Annotated in this window: 16 protein-coding genes and 1 tRNA gene; 9 read left to right on the top strand and 8 right to left on the bottom strand. The window is 59.2% G+C overall.

From position 1 onward, the window contains the following. Positions 1 to 9: 9 nt before the first annotated feature. From Q7U39_16005 to Q7U39_15990, 4 genes are all read left to right on the top strand, one after another. Positions 10 to 474, top strand: a complete 465-nt coding sequence (locus Q7U39_16005; GenBank protein MDO9119465.1) for a hypothetical protein — start codon at positions 10 to 12, stop codon at positions 472 to 474. Positions 475 to 624: 150 nt separating this feature from the next. Next, positions 625 to 1,041 (top strand): hypothetical protein, encoded by a 417-nt coding sequence (locus Q7U39_16000; GenBank protein MDO9119464.1) that lies wholly within the window; start codon positions 625 to 627, stop codon positions 1,039 to 1,041. Position 1,042: 1 nt separating this feature from the next. Beyond that, positions 1,043 to 1,783 (top strand): gamma-glutamyl-gamma-aminobutyrate hydrolase family protein, encoded by a 741-nt coding sequence (locus tag Q7U39_15995; GenBank protein MDO9119463.1) that lies wholly within the window; start codon positions 1,043 to 1,045, stop codon positions 1,781 to 1,783. Positions 1,784 to 1,852: 69 nt separating this feature from the next. Then, positions 1,853 to 3,358, top strand: coding sequence for an amino acid permease (locus tag Q7U39_15990; GenBank protein MDO9119462.1), 1,506 nt, complete (start codon positions 1,853 to 1,855; stop codon positions 3,356 to 3,358). Between the two features lie 21 nt (positions 3,359 to 3,379). Here the strand turns inward: Q7U39_15990 and Q7U39_15985 are convergent, their stop codons facing one another. The 8 genes from Q7U39_15985 to Q7U39_15950 form a co-directional block, all read right to left on the bottom strand. Next, entirely contained in the window at positions 3,380 to 3,835 is a 456-nt protein-coding gene (locus Q7U39_15985; GenBank protein MDO9119461.1) for a hypothetical protein, read from the bottom strand. A 62-nt stretch (positions 3,836 to 3,897) separates the two neighbouring features. Continuing rightward, positions 3,898 to 4,425, bottom strand: a complete 528-nt coding sequence (locus Q7U39_15980) for a phosphate-starvation-inducible PsiE family protein (protein ID MDO9119460.1) — start codon at positions 4,423 to 4,425, stop codon at positions 3,898 to 3,900. 19 nt (positions 4,426 to 4,444) lie between these two features. Further along, positions 4,445 to 4,831 (bottom strand): hypothetical protein, encoded by a 387-nt coding sequence (locus Q7U39_15975; GenBank protein MDO9119459.1) that lies wholly within the window; start codon positions 4,829 to 4,831, stop codon positions 4,445 to 4,447. Positions 4,832 to 4,840: 9 nt separating this feature from the next. Next, positions 4,841 to 6,124, bottom strand: coding sequence for an MFS transporter (locus Q7U39_15970; GenBank protein ID MDO9119458.1), 1,284 nt, complete (start codon positions 6,122 to 6,124; stop codon positions 4,841 to 4,843). Further along, positions 6,121 to 7,224 carry a beta-N-acetylhexosaminidase gene (gene nagZ / locus Q7U39_15965; protein MDO9119457.1) on the bottom strand — a complete coding sequence of 368 codons (1,104 nt, stop codon included), beginning with the start codon at positions 7,222 to 7,224 and terminating at the stop codon, positions 6,121 to 6,123. Before nagZ ends, Q7U39_15970 begins: the two co-directional genes overlap by 4 nt. Before the next feature lie 113 nt (positions 7,225 to 7,337). Further along, positions 7,338 to 8,846 (bottom strand): leucyl aminopeptidase, encoded by a 1,509-nt coding sequence (locus Q7U39_15960; protein ID MDO9119456.1) that lies wholly within the window; start codon positions 8,844 to 8,846, stop codon positions 7,338 to 7,340. A gap of 51 nt (positions 8,847 to 8,897) precedes the next feature. Next, positions 8,898 to 9,566, bottom strand: a complete 669-nt coding sequence (queE, locus tag Q7U39_15955; protein ID MDO9119455.1) for a 7-carboxy-7-deazaguanine synthase QueE — start codon at positions 9,564 to 9,566, stop codon at positions 8,898 to 8,900. Beyond that, positions 9,563 to 10,252 (bottom strand): HAD family hydrolase, encoded by a 690-nt coding sequence (locus Q7U39_15950; protein MDO9119454.1) that lies wholly within the window; start codon positions 10,250 to 10,252, stop codon positions 9,563 to 9,565. The genes queE and Q7U39_15950 overlap by 4 nt, the downstream gene beginning before the upstream one ends. A 327-nt stretch (positions 10,253 to 10,579) precedes the next feature. Between Q7U39_15950 and Q7U39_15945 the strand changes: the two genes are divergently transcribed. The 5 genes from Q7U39_15945 (at position 10,580) to Q7U39_15925 (ending at position 22,280) form a co-directional block, all read left to right on the top strand. Then, positions 10,580 to 10,663, top strand: a tRNA-Leu gene (locus tag Q7U39_15945). Between the two features lie 462 nt (positions 10,664 to 11,125). After that, positions 11,126 to 17,728 carry a PAS domain S-box protein gene (locus tag Q7U39_15940; protein MDO9119453.1) on the top strand — a complete coding sequence of 2,201 codons (6,603 nt, stop codon included), beginning with the start codon at positions 11,126 to 11,128 and terminating at the stop codon, positions 17,726 to 17,728. Continuing rightward, positions 17,716 to 18,372 carry a response regulator transcription factor gene (locus tag Q7U39_15935; protein ID MDO9119452.1) on the top strand — a complete coding sequence of 219 codons (657 nt, stop codon included), beginning with the start codon at positions 17,716 to 17,718 and terminating at the stop codon, positions 18,370 to 18,372. The genes Q7U39_15940 and Q7U39_15935 overlap by 13 nt, the downstream gene beginning before the upstream one ends. Before the next feature lie 289 nt (positions 18,373 to 18,661). After that, a complete protein-coding gene (locus tag Q7U39_15930; protein MDO9119451.1) occupies positions 18,662 to 21,931 on the top strand; it encodes a PAS domain S-box protein in 3,270 nt (1,089 codons plus the stop codon). Further along, on the top strand, positions 21,909 to 22,280 hold the full coding sequence (locus tag Q7U39_15925) for a response regulator (GenBank protein ID MDO9119450.1): 372 nt from the start codon (positions 21,909 to 21,911) through the stop codon (positions 22,278 to 22,280). The genes Q7U39_15930 and Q7U39_15925 overlap by 23 nt, the downstream gene beginning before the upstream one ends. Positions 22,281 to 22,368: the final 88 nt, after the last annotated feature.

Raw genomic sequence — 22,368 nt, 5'->3', positions numbered from 1 at the left:
ACAGGCTCCGTGTTACAATACGCACTCATGGCTCTTGAGACTCCACCAGACGCTACACCCTATCGCGTCACGCTCTTTTTTGGTCCGGAACCGGTCGACGGCGATTCCACCACACAGACCTGCGTCTTCAATGTGAAGAAACGCAGTTGGAAGGCCGGCATCCAAGTCTCCGTCGACATCGCCGCCGACCAACTTGCCGGGCTTCAAGAAGCCATGCGACGGACGGCTCCAGTCGCCAGAGCCCTTGAACGGTTATCTGAACAGGATCGTACCGACGCGGCCGCCCGCATCCCGGACCTCGCTGCGCAAGCGATTGCCTGGTGCAAGCTCGACCTGCGTCTGGCCATTGGACTCCCGCAGGAGAATCAGCGAATTCCTGCCGAGGAGCTCGTCGCTGAATTGAATCAAGCCGTCACAACTCGGCAGGAGTATGTCGTCACCTACATTCTCACCGAGCTTGACCTGATCCCATGAGAGGATTTCACGCCATTCACTCAGTTTCAACGAGGCAGGGGGTTTGCAAGCCTCCATGAATTTGTTATAACGCCATGACAGTCTTGTCGTTTCTTTATCGACCGTAGACATGATCCTAGAATCCTGTCTTTGAGAGGAAGGAGGGTCTCCGTGACACACGTTGGATTTATTCGTACGCTCCCACTGATCGCACTTGTGGTTCTCATGACATTCACCTCGCTGGTCGCCACGCCGGCCTGGAGCCAAACGTCATCCGCAGACACCCAGCAGGGCACGCCGTCTGGCGCGGGCATGCAAGCAGGCGCCGCCCTCTCAACCATATTGTATTTCCCCTTCAAAGCCGCCTTCGCCATCGGCGGAGGGATCGTCGGCGGGCTGGCCTATTTGTTCTCCGGCTTGAACGAGCAAACGGCGAAGAGCATTTGGGTCCCCAGCATGTACGGCACCTATGTGATCACGCCAGAACACCTGACCGGTGACCGATCGGTCCGATTCCTTGGTGTCGCAGCTGAAAGCGATTCCACTGGGGGCAGCTCCAACACACCAGCCACAGAACCAGTTCGGTAATATGAAGCCCGTCATCGGCGTGACCCCCGACTTCAATGCCGGTGACCGCAAGGAATGGGGTGGGCGTGAGCCCACCTATTTCCTCCGCGCCCGCTACGTCCGCGCTATCGAAGAACTCGGAGGCATTCCCCTCATTCTTCCCTTAGTAGCCGATGCGGCCGGGCGACGACGCCTCCTCGAGCGCGTGGACGGACTCCTGCTCACCGGCAGCGGACCGGACCTTCCTCCGCGCCTCTACGGGGAACGCCAACGTTACAAGTTTCCCCTGGTCAGCGAACGCCGCGCGAACTTCGAACTTGAGCTGGTGCACCAGGCGCGAACCCGGGATATCCCGCTGCTCGGGATCTGCGGTGGGATGCAGACCGTCAACGTCGCCTGCGGGGGCAGCCTCTTTCAGGACCTGTCATCGCAAATGCCTCAAGCGCTGGCCCATCGACAAGCCACTAAAGCCATCCATCCGTCGCACGCAGTGACCATTACACCCGGAAGTCTCCTGCGAAAGATCGTCGCGAAAGCGACGATGCAGGTCAACAGCTCACACCACCAATCGGTCAAAACCGTCGCGCCTTCGCTGATCGCGAGCGCGATCGCTCCGGATGGCGTCATCGAAGCCGTCGAATCCCCCCGCCACCGATTCTTTCTGGGCATCCAGTGGCATCCCGAATTTCTTTTCGAACGGCATATCGCCCACCGCCGGTTGTTTCAAGCCCTGCTCCGTGCCGCCGGTCGCGCTCGCGCGTGACGCCGATGGAGCAACGGCTTTTGCAATTCACACGGCTTTTTTCACCCCGGCTGCTATACTACGCTCCGTATGGCTCTTACTCCTGATCCCGACAAACACTCGGCCGCTCAGACAACGACTCCCTCGGTCACGAGCCGGCTCTTTCGCACCAAATCCATCGAACGCATTCTAGCCGATGCCGACCATCCGCAATATCGCCTCAAACGGACATTGAGTGCCTGGGACCTGACCGCGCTGGGCATCGGGGCCATCATCGGAACCGGCATCTTCGTGCTGATCGGAACGGCGATTGTCGGAGACGCAGGACGGCCGGGAGCCGGTCCCGGGATCGTCCTCTCCTTCATCCTCTCGGGACTGACCTGCGTGCTCGCCGCCTTGTGCTACGCGGAATTCGCCGCGATGATTCCCGTCGCCGGGTCGGCATACACCTATTCCTATGCCACGTTGGGAGAATTCCTTGCCTGGATCACCGGCTGGAATCTGATCTTGGAATACGGCGTCGCCTGCGTGGCCGTCGCTATCGGCTGGTCCGGCTACTTCAACAATCTGCTGAAGCTGGCTGGCCTCGATCTGCCCGACTGGGCCACACACGCACCCGGAGGGCCAGAGGGAGGCATTGCGAATTTCCCGGCCGCCATTATCGTGCTGCTCGTGACGATCATTCTCGTCATCGGCATCAAAGAAAGCGCGCGGGCGACCGGCATCATCGTCTGCCTGAAGCTGGCGGTGATCTTGTTTTTTATCGCCGTGGGAGCCCCTGCGGTCAGCCCGGACAATTGGTCTCCGTTCATGCCCAACGGATTCACCGGAGTCACTGCTGCCGCCGCGACCGTCTTTTTCGCTTATATCGGATTTGATGCCGTCACCACGACGGCAGAAGAGGCGCGCAACCCGCAACGCGACCTGCCGATCGGCATCATGACCTCTCTCGGTATCTGTACGATTCTCTATGTGGCCGTCGCTGCTGTCCTGACCGGGCTCGTTCCCTATAGCCAGATCGACATTCACGCTCCGGTGGCGGAAGCGTTGCGACTGGTAGGCTACAAGTGGGGAGCAGCCGTCGTGGCCATGGGAGCCGTCGCCGGCATTACCAGCGTGCTGGTCGTCATGATGCTGGGACAGATCCGGGTGTTCTTCGCCATCTCACGTGACGGCTTACTCGGCCCATGGTTGTCCGTAGTGCATCCACGCTTCGGGACTCCGCACCATGCAACGATCCTGACCGGCGTCGGCGTCGCAGTCATGGCCGCCTTTGTGCCCATCGGCACCGCGGCCGACATGACCAACATTGGAACCTTCTTCGCGTTCACCCTCGTGTGCATTGGACTCATCGTCCTGCGCTACACCCGTCCTCACCTGGCACGTCCGTTTAGAACTCCGCTGATGCCCTGGATCCCGCTGTTGGGAGCGCTCTCATGCCTCGGCCTGATGTGGCAACTCCCCGCCCTCACCTGGCATCGCTTCGTTTGGTGGACGCTCGCCGGAGTGATTATTTATGGGTTATACGGCATGCGACACAGTAAATTAGCCGATCAGTCGACAGACGCCCGCCTGCCTTCGCCGACCAATCACTAGCCAGATTGCTATCAGGAAATACTACTTCGTTTCGGCGGATGGCTCGGAAGCAGGCGCCGGAGCCGAGGAAGCGGCAGTCGGGGAGGAGGCGGTCGGGGCTAATGCTGGAGCACCAACAGCAGCGGACGCTGTTGGTTGAGGCGCAGGAGCGGCACCCGCTGCAGCAGCCGGCGTGGCGGCCGGCTTGGGAGGCGCGGCTGGTTTGGGCGGTGCAGGCTTTTCCGGCTTGATCCCGCCTTCCCAGGAAGGACCGGAATACATCTCCGCCGCAAGCCCCTTGGACTTCCACTTATCTTCGAAGTCGGCGGCGGCTTTGTTGGGAGTCTCGCCCACACCCATCACATCATTCCATGGATAGGCTTTCGGGCTGATCTGGCAGGAGGATTCCGTCCGATTCAAATACAAGGCAATCGGATTGCCTCGATAGGGACCGAGATAGATATGCACACAGCCGACGTATTCAAGCAGCTTCGCCATGCCGGTCTCCAAGAGGGCGCATGATGCCATAACTCCCTGGAAACAGGCAAGTCAAGAACGCCTTACTGACCCACACGCGCCGGTGCTGCGGGCGGGAGCGGTATCTGTTCGGGCCGCTTCCGAATCATGAATACGGCACCAATCAGGGCAATGATCACGGTGACGTTCAGCCCCACATCCATGAGGTATTGATAGAACTGCGTTTCCGTCATGTTTTGCTGATGCGACAGTTCTGCGCTTGCCGTCAGAATCTTCCTGGTACAAGCGATCACGCCAACAGACAGATAGGGCTCCAACTCCAACACTTCCGTCTGTAAAAATCGCACCACGGTCCGGAACAGCTCCAGGAGAATAATGACCAAAAGGATATCGTTTAACAATCTGAGACCGGCCGGAAGAATCAACACATGCCCCTTCGGATCGAACTGACCGGCGAGAAACACATACCAGGCATGGATGAACACCAACATGCCAAGGATCAACAAACTGAACCCGGCGGTTGCATACCCCAAACGGTCCAACCATTCCATGTAGTGGCACCATCGCCGCATCAACTCATTCCGATGAGCTCGTGGTTCTTCAGTCCCCATACATCACCTCCAGTCCAAGCTAGGCCGTGCCAGCCTGCCCGGTCTGCTCCGGCTCAGGGGCACGCATCTGACCGAACTTTAATTCACGCATCGAACTGATCGTCAAGGAGTGACCACAGCACCGAATTTCTTTGAAGCCCGCGCCGCCATCCATAATCATGACTCGCAACCCGCAGGAATCCGGATACAACTTCTTCTCGTCCAAGACCACCGCCGACGGCAAGGCGCCTCGTTTCCGGCCGGCGGGTGAGCCCATCTCCGCCACGACATCCTGCTCGGTCAGGTCATGGTCGCAACAGACAATCTTTTCAAACCCCTCACCTCCGCCCATAACTTTGACGACCAACCCGCAGGCATGCGGATGGCGTGTATGCTCATCGATGAAATCGCCTTTTTTAAGAGCCATCGCGTGACCTCACTCCTGCGCAGCCGCCATACCGCGCCGTTCATCTACCCCAAGAAAGACGGCCAACCCGACGAGAAAAAACAGCGCCATTGAGAGCACGGCCCAGCGCTGACTCCCGGTCCACACCGTCACCTCTCCGTAGACGATCGGGCCAAGAATCGCGGCAAATTTCCCGGCGACGGAAAAGAAACCGAAGAATTCACCCTGATGCCCCAACGGGGTAAACCGGCCAAGCAACGTGCGACTCACCGACTGATTGGCACCGAGCGCCGCGCCTGCCACCAGGCCAAGCAGATAAAACTGCATCTGCGTCTGCACGGCCGCCGCGCCAATCACCACGCCGATCCAGAGCAGTAAGGTCACCACGATCGACCGGGTCGCCCCGATCCGATCCGCCACAAACCCGAAACCGACTGAGCCGAGACCCGCCGTAATCTGGGTCACGAGGAAATAGATAATCAGATCGCCCGGCGTGAAGTCCAGGACTTTGTTTGCAAAGATGCCCGACGCGACGATCACCGTATTGATGGCGTCCGAATAGAGTAGATAGGCAATGAAATAGCGCCGGAGATCACGATAGGTCGACAGACGGCGGGCCGTGTCACGCAGTTGCCTGCTCACCGCACGCCATACCGTCAGGCCGTCAGGGACTGAACGCGGCTGAGCCCGTTCTTGCAAGTACAGAAACGTCGGCAATGTGGCACTCAGAAAGAACAGCGCCGTCACAACAAAGCTCATCCGATACGACCCGAGATTCGTGTCGGCAAAGCCGCCGACGATAAACGGGTAGGCCAGCGCCAGTGAGAGCAAGCCACCGACATAGCCGAATCCCCAGCCATAGCCCGACAAGCGGCCCATCTGCTGCGGCGGCACCAGCTCCACCAGAAACGCACTACAGAACACAAACCCCACATCAAAGCCGATATTGGCGATCCCAAAAATAAACAGTCCCAGCGCCACATCACCGCGGTGTACGAACCACAAAAGCGCGGTGCAGACCACACAGAGAAGCGTGGAAGCGATCAGCACCCTCCGCTTGTTTGCACGGATATCCGCCAACGCCCCAAGCACGGGAGATACCAGCGCCACCACCAGCATCGACAGCGCATAGCCCCAAAACCAGAGTCGCTCGGCCATGCCCGACGGCGACACATCGGCTGCCACCACCTGGATGAAGTAGACGCTGTAGGCGACCGTCACGATCAGGGTGGAAAAGGAAGAGTTCGCAAAATCGTAGAAGCACCAGGCCCAAAGTTCTCGGCGACCGGCTGGAAAGGAGGGCTGGGAGATCACACCGTGGCTTTCGCCAATCGTTCGCGGGCCTGATGGATGGAACGAAGCAAGACGTGATGACTTCGGCACCCGACGATCAGCTTGGCATCCGAAATCACGACCGGTTTGTACGGAACCAGAAACCGCTGTTTCAATCGGGCGATCCTGGCCAGGGATTGCTCCAACCGCTCGGCGCTGATCGAACCATCAGCCACGGCGCTATCCAGTGCCGTGATCGCCGCAATCTCCCGATTGCGGTCCTTGCAGATCAACGGCATGTCACACCCTGCTTGAATGGCCCGCACCGTGGCCTCTTCAATGCCATAGTGATCGATGATCGCGTGCATCTCCAAATCATCCGTCAATACCACGCCATCGTACTTCAGCTCACCGCGCAAAAACTCCGTGATGATGGCCGGAGAGAGCGTAGCCGGCTTTTGATCGTCCAGCGCGCGATACAGCACATGCGCCGTCATCAGCGTCGCCACCCCATGGGCCGTCGCATGACGGAACGGTGGAAATTCGATCTGTTCCAGTCGTTCCTTCGATGCGGTCACCACAGGCAATTCTTTGTGCGAATCCACACTGGTATCGCCATGACCGGGGAAATGCTTTCCGCAGGCCACCACCCGGTTGTCCTGTAATCCGCCCACCGTCGCCAGGCCCAATTCACAGACCGGGCCGGGCGTCGATCCAAAGGCTCGGTCACCGATCACCGGATTGGAGGGATTGCAGTTCACATCCAACACCGGGGACATGTTCATGTTGATCCCGACAGCCCGGAGTTCCTTCGCAATCGTCGCCGCCGCCGCGTAAGCGAGCTCCGACGAATTACAGCGCCCCAACACCTCGCAAGGGGGGAAGATGGTGAAGGTCTTCGGCAATCGTGAGACCCGGCCGCCTTCCTGATCGATTGAAATCAACAAGGGCGAATGGGGGCTGCAGGCCTGCAAGGCATTCGTCAACTCGACAATCTGCTCAATCGATTCAAGGTTGCGCGAGAAGAGAATCACGCCGCCCGGCTTGTATTCCTTGATGAACGCCGCCAGGTCGGGCGTGACCGAGGTCCCCTCGAACCCCACCATGAACAACTGGCCGATCTTCTCGCGCGACATGAGCATGGACGAAATCCCCTACTGAGGTCAGAGTGTCCGGTCGATGAGATACTGAATCAGCAATCTGGTGCCGATCCCTGAGGGGCCCATAGGAGTAGGAATCCCGTTTCCCAACCACATCACAGCGTTCGATCGATCAAATACTGAATGAGCAATCTAGTCCCAATTCCTGAGGGGCCCTTGGGAACATAGGCCCGCTCCCGTTCGCTCCAGTCCGTGCTGGCGATATCGAGATGGACCCACGGACAGTCGCCCACGAACTTGCTCAGGAACAACGCGGCCGTGATCATCCCGCCCCCGCGGCCCCCGATGTTGCGCATGTCCGCCACGTCGCTGCGCAGCTGCTCGAAGTATTCGTCCCACAGCGGCATTTCCCACACGCGCTCGCCCGCGCGGAGGCCGGCTTTCCGCACCGACTCCTTCACGCCGACATCGGTTCCGAACATCCCGATGGCAAATTGGCCGAGCGCCACCACGCAGGCGCCCGTGAGCGTCGCAATGTCGATCAATGCCGCCGGTTTGTAGCGGGTGGCGTAGGCCAGCGCATCGGCCAGAATCAGGCGGCCTTCCGCATCAGTGTTCTGCACTTCAACTGTTTTTCCGGAGAGTGTCGTGACGACGTCACCCGGCTTCATCGCCCGACCGCCCGGCATATTCTCGGCCACCGGGAGAATGCTGATCAGATGAAGCGGCAGCTTCAACCGCGCGGCCGCGCGGATTGAGGCCAACACCTCGGCGCCGCCGGTCATGTCCGCCTTCATATGTTCCATGTTCTCCGCCGGCTTGAGAGAAATTCCGCCGGTATCGAACGTGATCGTCTTCCCGACCAACACAACCGGACGTTCATCCTTCTTCTTCGATCCCTTGTATTCGAGAATGATGAACTTCGGCGGCTCATGGCTGCCTTGCGCCACACCCAGCAATGCCCCCATCCCGAGCTTTTCAATATCTTTCCGCTCCAGGATCTTGAGCGTGAGCGCCTCTTCCTTCGCGATAGCCTTCGCCTCAGTGGCAATCCGCGAGGGAGTCATGACATTCGACGGATGGTTGCACAAATCTCGCACCAGGACCGCGGCTTCGGCCGTCGCCACACCGCGCCGGATCCCTTCGGTCATCGCCTTGAGCTCGCTCGTCTGAGCCGCCAGGAGCGACATCCCTTTCACCTCTTTTCCCGACGCGCCCTCGCTTCGGTAGGCCGTGAACTGATAGCTGCCCAGAATGGCCCCCTCGGCCATCGCCTGGGCCACCTCAACGGCGGTCGAACCCTGTGGGGTGACGGAGGGAACCCCGACCGTGAAGAAACCGGCCTTGGCCTGCCGGACGCGCTTCACCGCATGCCCCATGGCCTGCCGCAGCTGATCCACCGTCACATCCTTCTCTTTCCCCAACCCCACCAGGAGAATCCGCTTGGCAGGCACCTTGCCCTGGGTATGCACCAGCACAAGCTCATTGGCCTTACCTTCAAATTCTTTCGACTGCAGCAACTCGTGTAAGGCCCCGTTCATCGATTTATCGATCATCGTCGCCTGTTTCGAAAAGACATCGCCCTCGCAATGGGTCAGGACCAACACATCAGTTGATTCCGTCTCCACACGCCCGGCCCGTGCATCTACTCGCATGATCTTCATTCACATCTCCTTCTATGATCGTCGTCCGCGACAGAATGAACGAAACCCTCGTCACACGCCCCGCATATCCGGGGCCCAGATATATTTGTGCATCTGCAATTGAAACCTGACTGATAGCCGATCCGCCAGAATCCACTCGGCAAGAGGGCGAAGATCCAATGACCCGAAGACCGGACTGAACAGCACGGGACAGCGATCCGCGAGACGATGTTGCGCCACAATCCCGCGCGCCCACTCATAATCCGCTCGCGAGGCCAGTACAAACTTCGCTTCATCCTTCGCGGTCAGGCAGTCGAGATTCGGCCAATGCATGCGGTCTGTCATTCCGCTCCCCGGGCATTTCACGTCCAGGATGAGCTTCGCCCGTTGGTCGACCGGCCGCACATCGATCGCACCGCTGGTCTCAATCAAGACCGTATAGCCGGCATCGCACAGACGAGCAATCAGTGGAAGCGCCTCCGGCTGCGCGAGCGGCTCGCCGCCAGTCACTTCGACCAACTGACAGCCAAACTCCCGCACCTTCGTCAGAATCTCGTCGATGGCGAGAGACGTCCCGCCGTAAAAACTATAGTCGGTATCGCACCAGGTGCAACGGAGCGGACAACCCGTAAGCCGGACGAAGACGCAGGGCTGCCCCACATACGTCGACTCTCCTTGGATACTATGAAAGATTTCTGTCACCCGGAGCGTCCGTTCTTGGGGTTGGGGGGGAGCCTTCATCGCCAGGACACCACCGGCCAGCCATGACGGCGAGCCACACGGCCCATACCGCGAATCGGATTCACCACCGTCGGATGCCCCACGGCACCCAAGACAGCCTGATCCCCCGGACTGTCGCCGTACGCAAAACAGGCCTCAAGATCTAACTCCAGCTCTTGCGCAAGCCGGTGCACATGCGTGAGCTTCCCATCGCCGTACGGCAGCGGAGGGACCACCTGACCGGTATAGACGCCCTCTAGCTGTTCAAGCTGACTCGCAACACAACGATCAACTTGGAGCGAATCCGCGATGGGCTCCATCAGAAAATCCAGCGACCCCGTCAGCAAAATGACCAGATGCCCCTCACTCTGGTGTCGCTCGATCGCCGTCATGGCAGCGGGAGACACACGCGGGCAGAGGGCTTCGCGACAAAACTCTTCACCCAGCGACTCAATGACTTGTGCGGGCTTTCCCGCCAGATACAATTTGCGTTCACGCAGCGGCTGCAGAGAGAGTGACGGGAGATGCCGGAGCCACCAGGCCACGCTGGCACGCGCCTCCGGCCAACCGACCACACCACGCTGCCGGAGCCAGCGAAAAAATCCCACCTCACTGGCTTCGCCAGGCAACAGCGTATTGTCGACGTCGAAAAACGCGGCGATCGCCGCGGCCACCCGCCGTTGAGGGACTGAGGGAGCGACCGACATGGTGCAGACGATCTCCTCGATAGAGGGAAACAGAGGAACAGCAGCGTGAAAGTGGGGCGATTCTACCGGACGTCTCCTTTATTGACAAGAATTTTGCCCTACTTCTATAATGCGCCTCCCTCAGGACCGTCGCACGTCGTTCGTGAAGCGTCCTACGCAGATACGAAACTAGAGTGACGGTCTATTTCGTGACCGAGGTGCAGGAGCTTCAAAAATTCCTGCAACAAGGCCGCAGCGAGCGAAAGCCCGAGGCGTACGACTGAGTACGGTGAGGGTTTGAGCGATGCGAGAACGCAGTTGCGGGAGTTTTTCAAGCTCCTGCCGGTAGCCGAAGTGGTGAAATGGCAGACACGCACGTTTGAGGGGCGTGTGGCGCAAGCCGTGCGGGTTCAAGTCCCGCCTTCGGCACCAATTTATGTTTCTCCCCCTGTACGCACGCGAGAGACCCGCTCCTACCACCTAGCCGGTGGATGCGCGGATCAGCGCGCACCAAGTTTCCCCCTGAATCGGACAGCAAACCCTGAATCGCTCAGCGCGGTCTGACCCGCATCCGTACACGCCGTGCCCGGCCTATTTGGATCTAGACATTTGGAGGCGGTCCGTAGGACACTGCGGACCTCGGCCTCCTGATTCTGGATCACTGATGTGGGAGTGTGCGATGCGGTTCCTGCAACCCGATCTGCACCCACAATCCCGGACATCTCATGGCTTCCCTTCCAATGGCTACGCGTCCCTGATGGACCGGAGGTCAACCCCATGGCCTCGCAATGGGGTACATGAGATTACACGTCCGGACCTATTGCATCACCCCTTGAGTACAGCCGACGCCAATCACACGAGTTCCCTACGCATCATCTGGCAAGGAGCCGCGCTATGAGTGGGACCGGACAACTGCCTGAACTGGAATCGCTGCGGACGCAACTCGCCGACGTGGCACGAGAGCTCGCCGAGCGGGATCGAACACTGTATGAGCAGACCACTAACCGTGACCGCCAGCTACAGGACCTACAAGAACAGTCCGTCTGGCTCCGCACGATAGTTGAGGGGACCGCCGCAGACATCGGCGAGCGGTTTTTCGCGTCCTTGGTGAATCAGCTCACCTCAACCTTGCAGGTGCAGTACGCGGTCATTGGCATCGTCACCGAGGCCGCCCCTCACACGATCCACACAATCGCCGTCTCCTCGGGAGGGACCCTTGTCAGAAACTTTGAATATGCCCTATCCCAGACACCCTGCGAGGCTGCGCTGAAAGAGTCTTTCGCCCGATTTGACAGCCAGGTGCAAGATACTTTCCCCAAATTTGAACTGCCGGGTGGGGTGAGAATCGACAGCTACTGCGGCGTCCAGATACGCATCAAGAGTGGCGCCGTGATCGGCATCCTCGCCATCATGGATACCAAACCGCTCCGCAAGAGCGAATGGATCCAGTCGGTCCTCACCCTGTTCGCTGCGAGAGCAGGAGCCGAACTGCAGCGACAGCGGGCTGAAGCAGCACAGCGGGCGGCGGAGAGCCGGTTGCGCTTCACACAGGTTGCCGTGGATCAATCATTCGATGGAGTGCTGTGGGCCGACGACTCCACACGATTCATCTACGCCAATGACGCCGTCTGCCGGTCGCTCGGGTATTCGCGGGAAGAGTTCCTTGGTCTGACCATCGCCGACATTGCGCCTTGCCATGATCCCGAACGTTTTCAACAGCGGCTTGATGAGATCAAGCAAGGCGGGGCAGCCACCTACGAATCCGTGCACCGCCGCAAAGACGGCTCGGAATTTCCCATTGAAATCTCGGTGACCTATCTCGAGTACGAGGGGACAGGCTATACCTGCGGCTTTATTCGCGACATCACAGAAAGACAACGCGTCGAGCAGGAGCGACTCCAGGCGCTCACGGATCTCCGTAATATCACAGAAACCGTTCCTGACTTTATGTTCACCCTCGACACCCAGGGGAACATGGTGAAATGGAATCACCGCGTCGAAGAGGTCACGGGGTACACCCCTGAAGAATTACACGGCAAATCCGCGCTCGCCTTTGTCCCCCCTCACGAGCAAGAACAGACGGCGCGCGCGATTCAGCGCGCGTTCACGGACGGAAAGGCTGAACTCGAAGGGCATCTCATAACCAAAGACCAGCGGACCATCCCCTATCATTGGACCGGAGCCGTGCTCAAGGAGCTTCATGGCCGAATCATCGGCATCACCGGAATCGGCCGAGATGTCTCAGCACAGAAAGAGACGGCCGAGGCCTTACAACGTCAACAACATCATCTCATGGAGGCCCAGGCGCTGGCCCATTTGGGAAGCTGGGAATGGGACATCGAGTCGGGAGACACCGTGTGGTCGGAAGAGCAATTCCGCATCTTCGGCCACGAGCCGGGGGCCATCGCCGTCACGTATGACACGTTCTTGGCCGCGCTGCTTCCTGACGATCACGATCGCGTGCTGGCGGCAGTCAACGACGCCTTGCTCGGGAAATGCCCGCTCGATCTGGAATGCCGAATCGTCCGGCCGAACGGGGACATTCGCGTCATTCACATGCGCGCAGACGTCCAGCGTGACATCACGGCGCATCCGACCGCGATGGCTGGCACCGCCCTCGACATCACCGAGCGCAAGCAAGTGGAAGAAGCCCTCCGGGCGAGTGAAGAACGCTGGCACCTGGCGGTACAAGGAAGCAACGACGGCATCTGGGATTGGAATATCCAAGCCGGGGAAATCTTCTTCTCCGCGCGATGGAAAGCCATGCGCGGCTTCGCAGACCATGAAGTCAGGAACCACATTGATGAATGGCGCAGCCGCATCCATCCCGACGATCTGGACCGCGTGCTCCAGAGCATCGACCACTATTTGGCCAGACAGACCCCCGGCTTTTGCGAAGAGTACCGGGTCCAGCGCAAAGACGGATCCTATATGTGGATCCTGGATCGCGGCACGGCTCTTTGGGCGGAGGACGGTAGCCCGGTCCGCATGGCCGGATCGGAAACCGATATTACCGAGCACAGGCAGACCCTATTACAGCTGGAGGAACAGGACACGCTCCTCCGCTCGATCCTCGATGCGGAGCCCGAATGCGTCAAGCGCGTGGCAGCGGACGGAACACTTCTGCATATGAACAAGGCCGGGCTCGGTTTCATCGAAAGCGATGCCCTTGAGCAAGTGGCTGGCCGGTCTGTGTACGGGCTCATCGCACCGGAATCCCTAGAACAATTCCGCCGCATGCACGACGCCGTAATCCGGGGGAATCCGCAAACCCTTGAGTTTCAGGTCGTCGGGCTGAAGGGCAGGCGGCGTTGGTTGGAAACGCATGCCGTGCCATTAAGTAATCCCATCGAGCACCGTGTAGAGCACCTGGCGGTTACTCGCGACGTGACTGAGCGCAAGCAGGCAGAGGGGGCACTGCGAACCTCGCAGGAAAAGCTCCAGCAGGCGCTCCGCGCATCCCATACCGGCCTGTGGGACTGGAATACGGATACGAACGAGGCTTCGTTTTCCAGAGAATGGAAATATCAACTCGGATACGAAGAAACGGAACTGACAGATACGTTCGAATCGTGGGAATCGCTCCTGCATCCTGAAGACCATGACCGGGTCATTGCCTATGTGCAGGCTTATCTCGCCAGTCCCGAGGGTGACTACCAACAAGAATTCCGGCTGCGGCATAAGGATGGAAGCTACCGCTGGATCGAGGCGCGCGCCGCGTTTGTGACGGAGACCGATGGTCGCCGAGTACGCCTGCTCGGATCACATACCGACATCACCAAACGCAAATGGGTCGAGCTGGCTCTCAGAGAAAGCGAAGCGCGGACCCGTTCGATTCTTGAAACGGCATTGGATGCCGTCGTTTCCATCAACGAGAGCGGTCTGATCATGGGCTGGAACCCCCAAGCGGAGGTCCTGTTCGGTTATGCTCCGCACGAAGTACTGGGACGTCTTTTGGACGAAACAATTATCCCGGCTCGATACCGCCAAGCCCATGCTCACGGCATGAATCGCATGCTGCAGAGCGACGACGGATCAGCCATAAAACGCCGCTTTGAATTCTTTGCCCTCCATCAAAGCGGGCAAGAGTTTCCCGTCGAATTCGCCATCGCTGCATCGCAAGTCGACGGACAGCGGATGTTCACTGCCTTCATCCGTGACATCTCCGAGCGCAAGCGGGCAGAAGAGGCGCTGCGGGAAAGCGAAGAACGTTACCGGACCTTGGTCGAACTCTCCCCCTCCGGCGTCTTTGTGTTCAGTGAAGGGCGAACCGTCTACGTCAACTCCATGGCCATGACCCTGCTCGGCGCCACGGAGCCGAACGATATTCTTGCGCGTTCCCCCTTCGAGTTCATTCATCCCGACTACCATGAGGACGTCACACAGAACCTCCGCCGCGTCTTGGCCGGCGAGGCCACCGTGCATCGGGCGGAGCGCGTGTATCTCAAGATGGACGGCACCCCCCTTCACGTCCAAGTCGAAGCCGTGCGGATCACGTGGAACGGCACACCGGCCATTCAGGGGTTCTTCTCCGACATTACGGAACGCAAGCAGATGGAAGACCGGCTGCGTACCACTCAATATGCGGTTGATCATGCCGCGGACAGCATCTTTTTCATCGGCGACAACGGGTATTTCCTGGACGTGAATGAATCGGCCTGCCGGCGCCTGGGCTACACGAAGGAAGAATTGCTCACGATGTCCGTGATGGATATCGACCCGGATTTTCTTCCTGCAGTGTGGGATAGCTTTTGGGAGGAGTTCAAGCGGACGAAACTCGTCCATCTTGAGACCAAGCATTGCAGCAAATCGGGCGAGATCTATCCGGTGGAAGTCACCGCCAACTACCTGCTCCATAACGGCCAGGAAATCGATTGTGCTATCGTCCGCGATATCACCGAACGTAAACAGGCCGAAGAAGCGCTCCGCCGAAGCGAACAGCAGCTGAGGACGGTGCTGGACACCTTACCCATCGGCGTGTGGTTCACCGATGAGAAGGGACACGTCTTGTACGGCAACCCGGTGGGCCATCGCATCTGGGCAGAGGCCGCCCGGGTTGGGCTTCCCCAGCCAGGGGGCGACGGGCTTTGGTGGGAAACGATTGCACAACCGGAAGCGCCTCACCGTTGGGCGGTCGGCACGGTACTCGCGCGCGGGCACGACGTGCAGAACGAAACCCTCGCCATCGAAACGCGCGCGGGAGAATGCAGAACGATTCGGAATTCCGCCGTCCCGGTGAAAGGCGATGCAGGGGAAATGCTCGGGGCGATCGTACTCAACGAGGATATTACCGACCGGATCCGTGCTGAAAAAGCGCTGCACCAGGAACATGCCCTCCTGATGGCCGTCATGGATGCTGCAACCGACATTATTTTCGTCAAGGATCTGGAGGGTCGATACATCCATATCAACCGGGCCGGCGCTCGCGCCCTTGGGATGCCCGTCGAGGAGGTGATCGGATGGAACGACTATGCCATCTGGCCATCCGACCTCGCCGCCTCCTGCCAGCTCGCCGATCGCCGCGTGCTCGAAACCGGGGAGCCGGTCACGGTGGAAGAAACCTCGGTGTGCGACGGCGTGACGACAATCTATCTCACGACCAAAGCGCCCTATCGTAACGCGGAAGGGCAGATCATCGGAGTCATCGGAGTGGCCCGCGACATTACCGAGCGGAAGCAAGCCGAAGAGGCCCTGCGTGCCAGCGAACAACTCTTTGCCAAGGCGTTTCGGGCTAGCCCGAATCCCATCGGTATCACGGAAGTGGCCACCGGTCGATGCATCGACACTAACCAGGCCTGCTTGGATCTCCTTGGGTTCTCCCGCGAAGAAGTCGTCGGACAAACCACCCTCATGCTTGGCATCTGGCCAAACCCAAAAGACCGGGACATGTTGATCTCGCGATTGCAATCATCCGGGGCAATGCATAATGAGGAAATGACCTTCAACACAAAATCCGGAAACCGTCGTCATGTCTTGGTATCGTCTGACCTCGTGGAGATGAACGGCATGAAGTGCCTCATCACGGTCGGAAACGACATCACCGAACGAATACGAGCCGAAGAAGCCCTGCGCGAACAGCACTCGCTGCTCTCGGCCATCATGAATACCACGATGGATATCATTTTCGTGAAGGATCTCGATGGACACTATCTGCATATGAACCCCGCCGGAGCCCGGGTGGTCGGGCTGTCTCCTCAGGAGGTGGTCGGAAAAGATGACGACGCCATTTGGCCGCCCGATCTCGTGGCCTGTTGCAAAGAAGCCGATCGGCTGATCCTGTCGACCGGCTCCGCGCAGACTATGGAGGAGAGCACGATCGCCAATGGGAAGCGCATCACGTACCTCACCACCAAGGCCCCCTACCGCGATGCCGCAGGAAACATGATCGGCATCATAGGGGTCGCCCACGATATCTCGCAGATCAAACAGTCTGAAGAAGACCTGCGGCGTTCTCATGCATTCATCAGGCAAATTATCGATACCAACCCGAATTTTATTTTCGCCAAAGACCGCGAAGGACGCTTCACGCTCGTGAACAAGGCCGTCGCCGAGGCCTACGGCACCTCGGTGGAGCAGCTCATCGGGAAAACCGATGCGGACTTCAATTCCAATACGCAGGAACTCGAATTCTTCAGAAAAAAAGATCTCGAGGTATTGAACTCGCTCCGCGAACAGTTTATTGGCGAAGAAATGATCACGGACGCGGCAGGACACACCCGCTGGCTCCAAACCGTCAAACGCCCCATCCTGGATGAATCAGGCCTGGCAACCATGGTGCTCGGCGCCTCCACCGATATCACCGAACGAAAGCGGATCGAGGAAACGCTTCGGCAACGGGAACGCGACCTTCGCACGGCGCTCGATGAACGGGAACGTATCAGTCAGGATCTTCACGACGGCATTCTTCAGTCCCTCTATGCCGTCGGACTCGGGCTTGAGGCCTGCAAGCCCCTCATGACCCAACGGCATTATAAGAAAGCCGCCGCGTCGATGGACCGCGCGATCGGACACTTAAATCACGTCATGAGCGAGGTGCGGAACTTCATCGCCGGGTTGGAATCCCAGATCCTCCAGGGAAGCACTTTCCCGATGGCATTGCGAACCATGGTCCAGACGCTCACCGCAAACCATCCGATTCCCTGCACCCTCACGATCGATGAGTGCCTGGCCGACACGTTTTCCACTGAACAGGCCCTTCACCTACTAAACGTGGTACGTGAAGCTCTCAGCAACAGCCTCCGCCACTCGGAGGCCACAAAAACGACGGTGTCCTTGAAATCGCTGTCCCGTTCCATCCGCCTGACGATCGCCGACAACGGGAGGGGCTTCAATCACGCCAGTATGCACGGAGCCGGACACGGCCTGACGAACATGGAGGCCCGAGCCCGGAAAGTCGGCGGACGGTTCGCGATTAGGTCCGTTCCACAACACGGCACCCGCATCACCATTGATTTACCGAAGCGATCTACCGAAGGAGACTCGCCATGCAGAAAGTGAAAGCGAACACGGTTCGACTGCTGCTCGTCGATGATCACGAGGTCGTCCGGGTCGGGCTTCGTACCGTCCTCACCCAGCACGAGCACGTCGCGGTCATCGGGGAATCCTCGACCGTCGCCGATGCGGTGCGCGATGCCGCACGGCTGAAACCGGACGTCATTCTCATGGACGTGCGACTGCCGGACGGATCCGGCGTGGATGCCTGCCGGGAGATTCTGGCGGCCCACCCCGACATACGTGTCATTTTCCTCACCTCGTACGCCGACGATGATTCAGTCCTCGCGGCGGTATTGGCTGGCGCGCACGGATATGTGCTGAAAGAAATCGACTCCTCCGCGCTGCTCCGTGCGGTGCATGCCGTGGCAGAAGGGCATTCCATCCTCGATCCCAGTGTCACAGAACGGGCCCTCACATGGCTGCGAGGCCTCAGCAAGGGCTCCGCCCCACCGGGAACCGAGCCGTTGTCTCCACAAGAAGAGCGGGTCCTGGCCCTCGTGGCAGAAGGTCAAACCAACAAGGAAATCGCCACCGCCCTGAACCTTAGCGATAAGACGGTCAAAAATTACTTAGCTAATGTCTTTCAGAAGCTGCGCGTGACGCGGCGGGCCCAAGCCGCTGCTTTTTTCGCGAAGAGGAAACAATAGCCGGAGTCGGACGGCTCTACTTCAGTAGGTCCTATTTTTATTTCACGCCCACGCGTCTACCTCTAGGCTATTCGCATGAGTTTCTTTATACTTATCCGTAACCTATGGCGTGTTGTGCACCTATCCCTCGCGGCTGTTCCCATGTGATGCTGTTTGGCCCTTTTCTGTATCAATTGCCTCCCCTCTGCTTGGGACAAACGCCAGGCCTGAACACCGAGCCACGGTCGGACCGTGAACACGTTCTCGACAAGCGCCACATGCCGAAGCTGGCGGCGTCTGGGAGTTCGGCATGGATGTAACCGAGAACCTCTTGTTCGGCAGCGCCCTTCTCTCTGGAGCCGCTCTCTGGGCCTTCGTCCGTGAACGACGGCGCAACTTCCTTCAATCGAGGGTGATCGCCGCCACCAACTCCGGCGTGCTGGTCACCGATGCCTCCGTCCCCCGCCATCCGATCATCCAGGCGAATCCGGCATTCCGGCTCCTGACCGGATACGCGGAGAGCGAAGTCTTGGGACAATCGACTCACCTTCTGAATGGAGCCCACACCGACCGAACGGCGGTTGAGAAAATCGGGCTGGCTCTTCAGGACAGTCGGGCCTGTCGCGTCACCGTCCGTCATTATCGGAAAAACGGCACTCCCTTCTGGAACGAAGTCACACTCTCCCCCGTCAAGAATCGGGCGGGGACCGTGATCCAGTTTATCTGGGTGATGAATGATGTCACCCAACGGCAGCAGGCCGAAGAAGCCTTGAAACACACGCACGACCCTTCGCACCTCTTGGCAGAGCTCACGGCCGAAACCATTCTGGTGATCGGCGAAGATAACCGCATTGTCTACGTCAATGCCGCCGGAATTCGACTCCTTGGCGCCACGTCTCCGGAACAACTCATTGGCAATCCCCTGGCGGCGATCCTGCCTCCTGACCGGCAGGAGGCCGCGCGGCAACGCCTGCAGCACCTGCGCGGCTCAGGGGATCCACGCACCTGTTTCGAAGAGCGATTCGTCTGTTTGGATTCGCACACGCTGCACAAAGTCGTCACGGTCATGGTCTCCGCCTCACCCGTGCTCTGGAAGGGGAGGGCTGCGACGCTGTTCTCCTGTTCGGATCTGACCGCAGAACAACAGGCCCGCTCGACCACCCAACGCCTCGAGCAACAATTGACGTCAGCGGAGACCGCGGCTCACCTTGGAAGCTGGGAATGGAATCCTGGAGACCATACCGCGCAGTGGTCAAAAGAGCTGTACCGTATTTTGGGCCATCCACAGGACACGGTTGCTCCCAGCCATAACCGGTTCCTGTCCTCGTTCCATCCGGACGATCGAGATCGTCTCCATACGGCCCTGACTCAGTATCTTGAGAGCGACACACCGCTGGATGTGAGCTGCCGTATTGTGCAGCCGAATGGCACCGTTCGCCACGTGCACTGCCTCGGAGAAGCGATTGTCAGAGACACGACGAATCAGCCGATCCGCGTAGCCGGCACACTGCAAGATCTCACTCCGCACGTGATGATGGAGCAGATCGCGCACGATCGGGATGAACAATTCAAGATGGTTGTGGAATCGGCCCCCAACGGCATCCTCCTGACGTCCGAGGACGGAACCATCACGCTAGCAAATGCGACCCTCGAAAAGATCTTCGGGTACGGTCACGGCGAACTCATCGGCCACTCGGTCGACATCCTGGTGCCGAATGAATTCAAGTCCAGCCACGCCGATCAGCGCCGAATCTTCTTCGCTGCGCCGGTCTCCCGACCGATGGGCGCCGGCCGTGAGTTTCTCGCGCGAAGAAAGGATGGGAAGGAGATCTCCGTTGAAATCGGACTCGCCCCGCTGCGCACGTCGACCGGAACGCATGTTCTCGCCACCATCGTGGATATCTCCGCTCGCAAAGCCCTGAACGAACTGCTGCGTGAGAAGGACGCCTTGAATCAAGCCGTACTCGATTCACTGACCGCGGAAGTCGCCGTGCTCGATCAGGCCGGCCAGATCACGGCCGTCAACACCGCGTGGCGGCAATTCGGACTGACGGGAACCGGCGAGGCGGCACCGATCTCCCCGGGACACAACTACCTTGTCAGCCTTAAGAACGCAGCCCACGGAGGGGATGCCACTGCGCAATGCGCGCTTGAAGGGATCGAGGCCGTCCGGGCAGGGACCCGTGAGCGGTTTTCTCTCGAATATCCCTGCCAGACACCCACTGAGGCGCGGTGGTTTGCCATGACCGTCATGCCGCTTCACGGACCCTGGGACGGACTCGTCGTCACCCACGAAGAGATCTCGGCCCGCAAGCTGGCGGAGCAAGAACGAGAACACCTCCTTACGCAAACGCAACATCTCCAAAAGATGCAAGCGATCGGGACCTTGGCCGGCGGGATCGCACATGAATTCAATAATAGCCTGACCGCCGTTCTTGGATTCAGCGAACTGGCCATCAAAGCCATCGCCAAGGATCACAAGGTCCGGCGACACCTCGATCAGATCATTGCCGCAGGACGAAAGTCCCGCGATCTGGTCCATCAGCTTCTTACATTCAGCCAGCAAGGGCGCCATCTCAAACGCCCGCTCTCGTTGCACATCCTCACCAAGGAATCCCTGAAGCTGCTCCGGCCGCTGGTCCCCTCCTGGGTTCAGCTCAACGAACGCATCCACGTGCCGACGCCGCCGGTATCGGCCGATTCCTCCCAGATGCATCAGATGCTGCTCAATCTCGTGGAAAACGCCTTGCACGCCATGCAGAAAACGGGCGGAACACTCACCGTCGCGCTGGAGGAAGCCCAGGTTACACAACTGCGAGTCGGCCCCCAGGCGCGCTTGGAGCCCGGCGCCTACGCGCGACTGATGGTCCAGGACACGGGGGAAGGGATGCCGCCTGATGTTCAAGAGCGCATCTTCGATCCCTTCTTTACTACAAAGGACCTTGGCACAGGGCGCGGCATGGGTCTCGCCGTCGTGCATGGCATCATCACCGCCCATGGCGGAACTATTTTTGTGGACAGCGCCCCGGGTACCGGCACGACCGTCGAGGTCTACTTGCCGATTATCCTCACCCAGAACGCCACGTCCGTTTCTCCCAACGCCGAAGAGCCGCTCCCGCAAGGGCATGAATGCGTCCTCTTTGTCGACGATGAGGAATCCCTTGCCCGTTTTGGAGGGGAGATGCTAGAGTCGCTCGGGTACTATGCAGTGGTGCGTATGAGTGCGTCGGAAGCCTTGCAGGCGTTCCGCATGGCCCCTCAGCGGTTCGACCTTCTGATCACCGACGTCACGATGCCGAACATGAGCGGCATTGCGCTCGCGAAAGACTGTCGCCTATTACGTCCCGATCTTCCGATTATTCTCTGCTCTGGATCGGAACACACGCTGTCCGTAGAGGCCAAGCAAGTCCAAGGCTTGACCAAATGCGTCTTAAAACCGCTGATGCTACAGGATGTGGCTCGCACCATCAGGCAGGTGCTGGACCAAGCAGCCTCGGAGACTCCGTCCCCCCATCAGCGATACCGTGAACTCGCCCGCGAACTTGTTGAGGAACACGATGCCATCAGTCCTAGTCGTTGACGACGAAGATCAAATCCGCCAGCTGATCCGAGAGACCCTGGAGCAGGCGGGGTACGACGTACAGGAAGCCAGCAACGGGAAGCAGGGCCTGGAGCGGTATCGGACCAAGCCCGCGGATCTCGTGATCATGGACATTCTGATGCCCGATCAAGACGGGCTCGAAAGCATCATGACCCTGCGCCGTGAGTTCCCGGCCTCGCGCGTGATTGCCATTACCGGTGGCAGTGACATGATCGGCATCTTGAATTTTCTCGATGTGGCCAAAATGCTTGGCGCCCGACGAACCCTTCAGAAGCCGTTCGATATGCAGACCCTTCTGGATGCGGCCCAATCAGAACTCAACCACTAGCTCACGCCCACAGCCCTCACTCCACGTTGACATCACAGCATCCTGCCCGGCACACTGCCGCCTCCATGCCTCCAGCTACTCACAGAAT

The sequence above is a fragment of the Nitrospira sp. genome (assembly GCA_030653545.1).
GTDB lineage: Bacteria > Nitrospirota > Nitrospiria > Nitrospirales > Nitrospiraceae > Nitrospira_D.
This window is presented reverse-complemented; position numbering and strand designations above follow the sequence as displayed.

Coding starts and splice junctions, on each gene's coding strand:
- Q7U39_15995 (MDO9119463.1), top strand. CDS start 1,043: ATGAAGCCCGTCATCGGCGTGACCCCCGACTTCAATGCCGGTGACCGC.
- Q7U39_15990 (MDO9119462.1), top strand. CDS start 1,853: ATGGCTCTTACTCCTGATCCCGACAAACACTCGGCCGCTCAGACAACG.
- Q7U39_15985 (MDO9119461.1), bottom strand. CDS start 3,835: ATGGCGAAGCTGCTTGAATACGTCGGCTGTGTGCATATCTATCTCGGT.
- Q7U39_15980 (MDO9119460.1), bottom strand. CDS start 4,425: ATGGGGACTGAAGAACCACGAGCTCATCGGAATGAGTTGATGCGGCGA.
- Q7U39_15975 (MDO9119459.1), bottom strand. CDS start 4,831: ATGGCTCTTAAAAAAGGCGATTTCATCGATGAGCATACACGCCATCCG.
- nagZ (MDO9119457.1), bottom strand. CDS start 7,224: ATGCTCATGTCGCGCGAGAAGATCGGCCAGTTGTTCATGGTGGGGTTC.
- Q7U39_15960 (MDO9119456.1), bottom strand. CDS start 8,846: ATGAAGATCATGCGAGTAGATGCACGGGCCGGGCGTGTGGAGACGGAA.
- queE (MDO9119455.1), bottom strand. CDS start 9,566: ATGAAGGCTCCCCCCCAACCCCAAGAACGGACGCTCCGGGTGACAGAA.
- Q7U39_15950 (MDO9119454.1), bottom strand. CDS start 10,252: ATGTCGGTCGCTCCCTCAGTCCCTCAACGGCGGGTGGCCGCGGCGATC.
- Q7U39_15940 (MDO9119453.1), top strand. CDS start 11,126: ATGAGTGGGACCGGACAACTGCCTGAACTGGAATCGCTGCGGACGCAA.
- Q7U39_15935 (MDO9119452.1), top strand. CDS start 17,716: ATGCAGAAAGTGAAAGCGAACACGGTTCGACTGCTGCTCGTCGATGAT.
- Q7U39_15930 (MDO9119451.1), top strand. CDS start 18,662: ATGGATGTAACCGAGAACCTCTTGTTCGGCAGCGCCCTTCTCTCTGGA.
- Q7U39_15925 (MDO9119450.1), top strand. CDS start 21,909: ATGCCATCAGTCCTAGTCGTTGACGACGAAGATCAAATCCGCCAGCTG.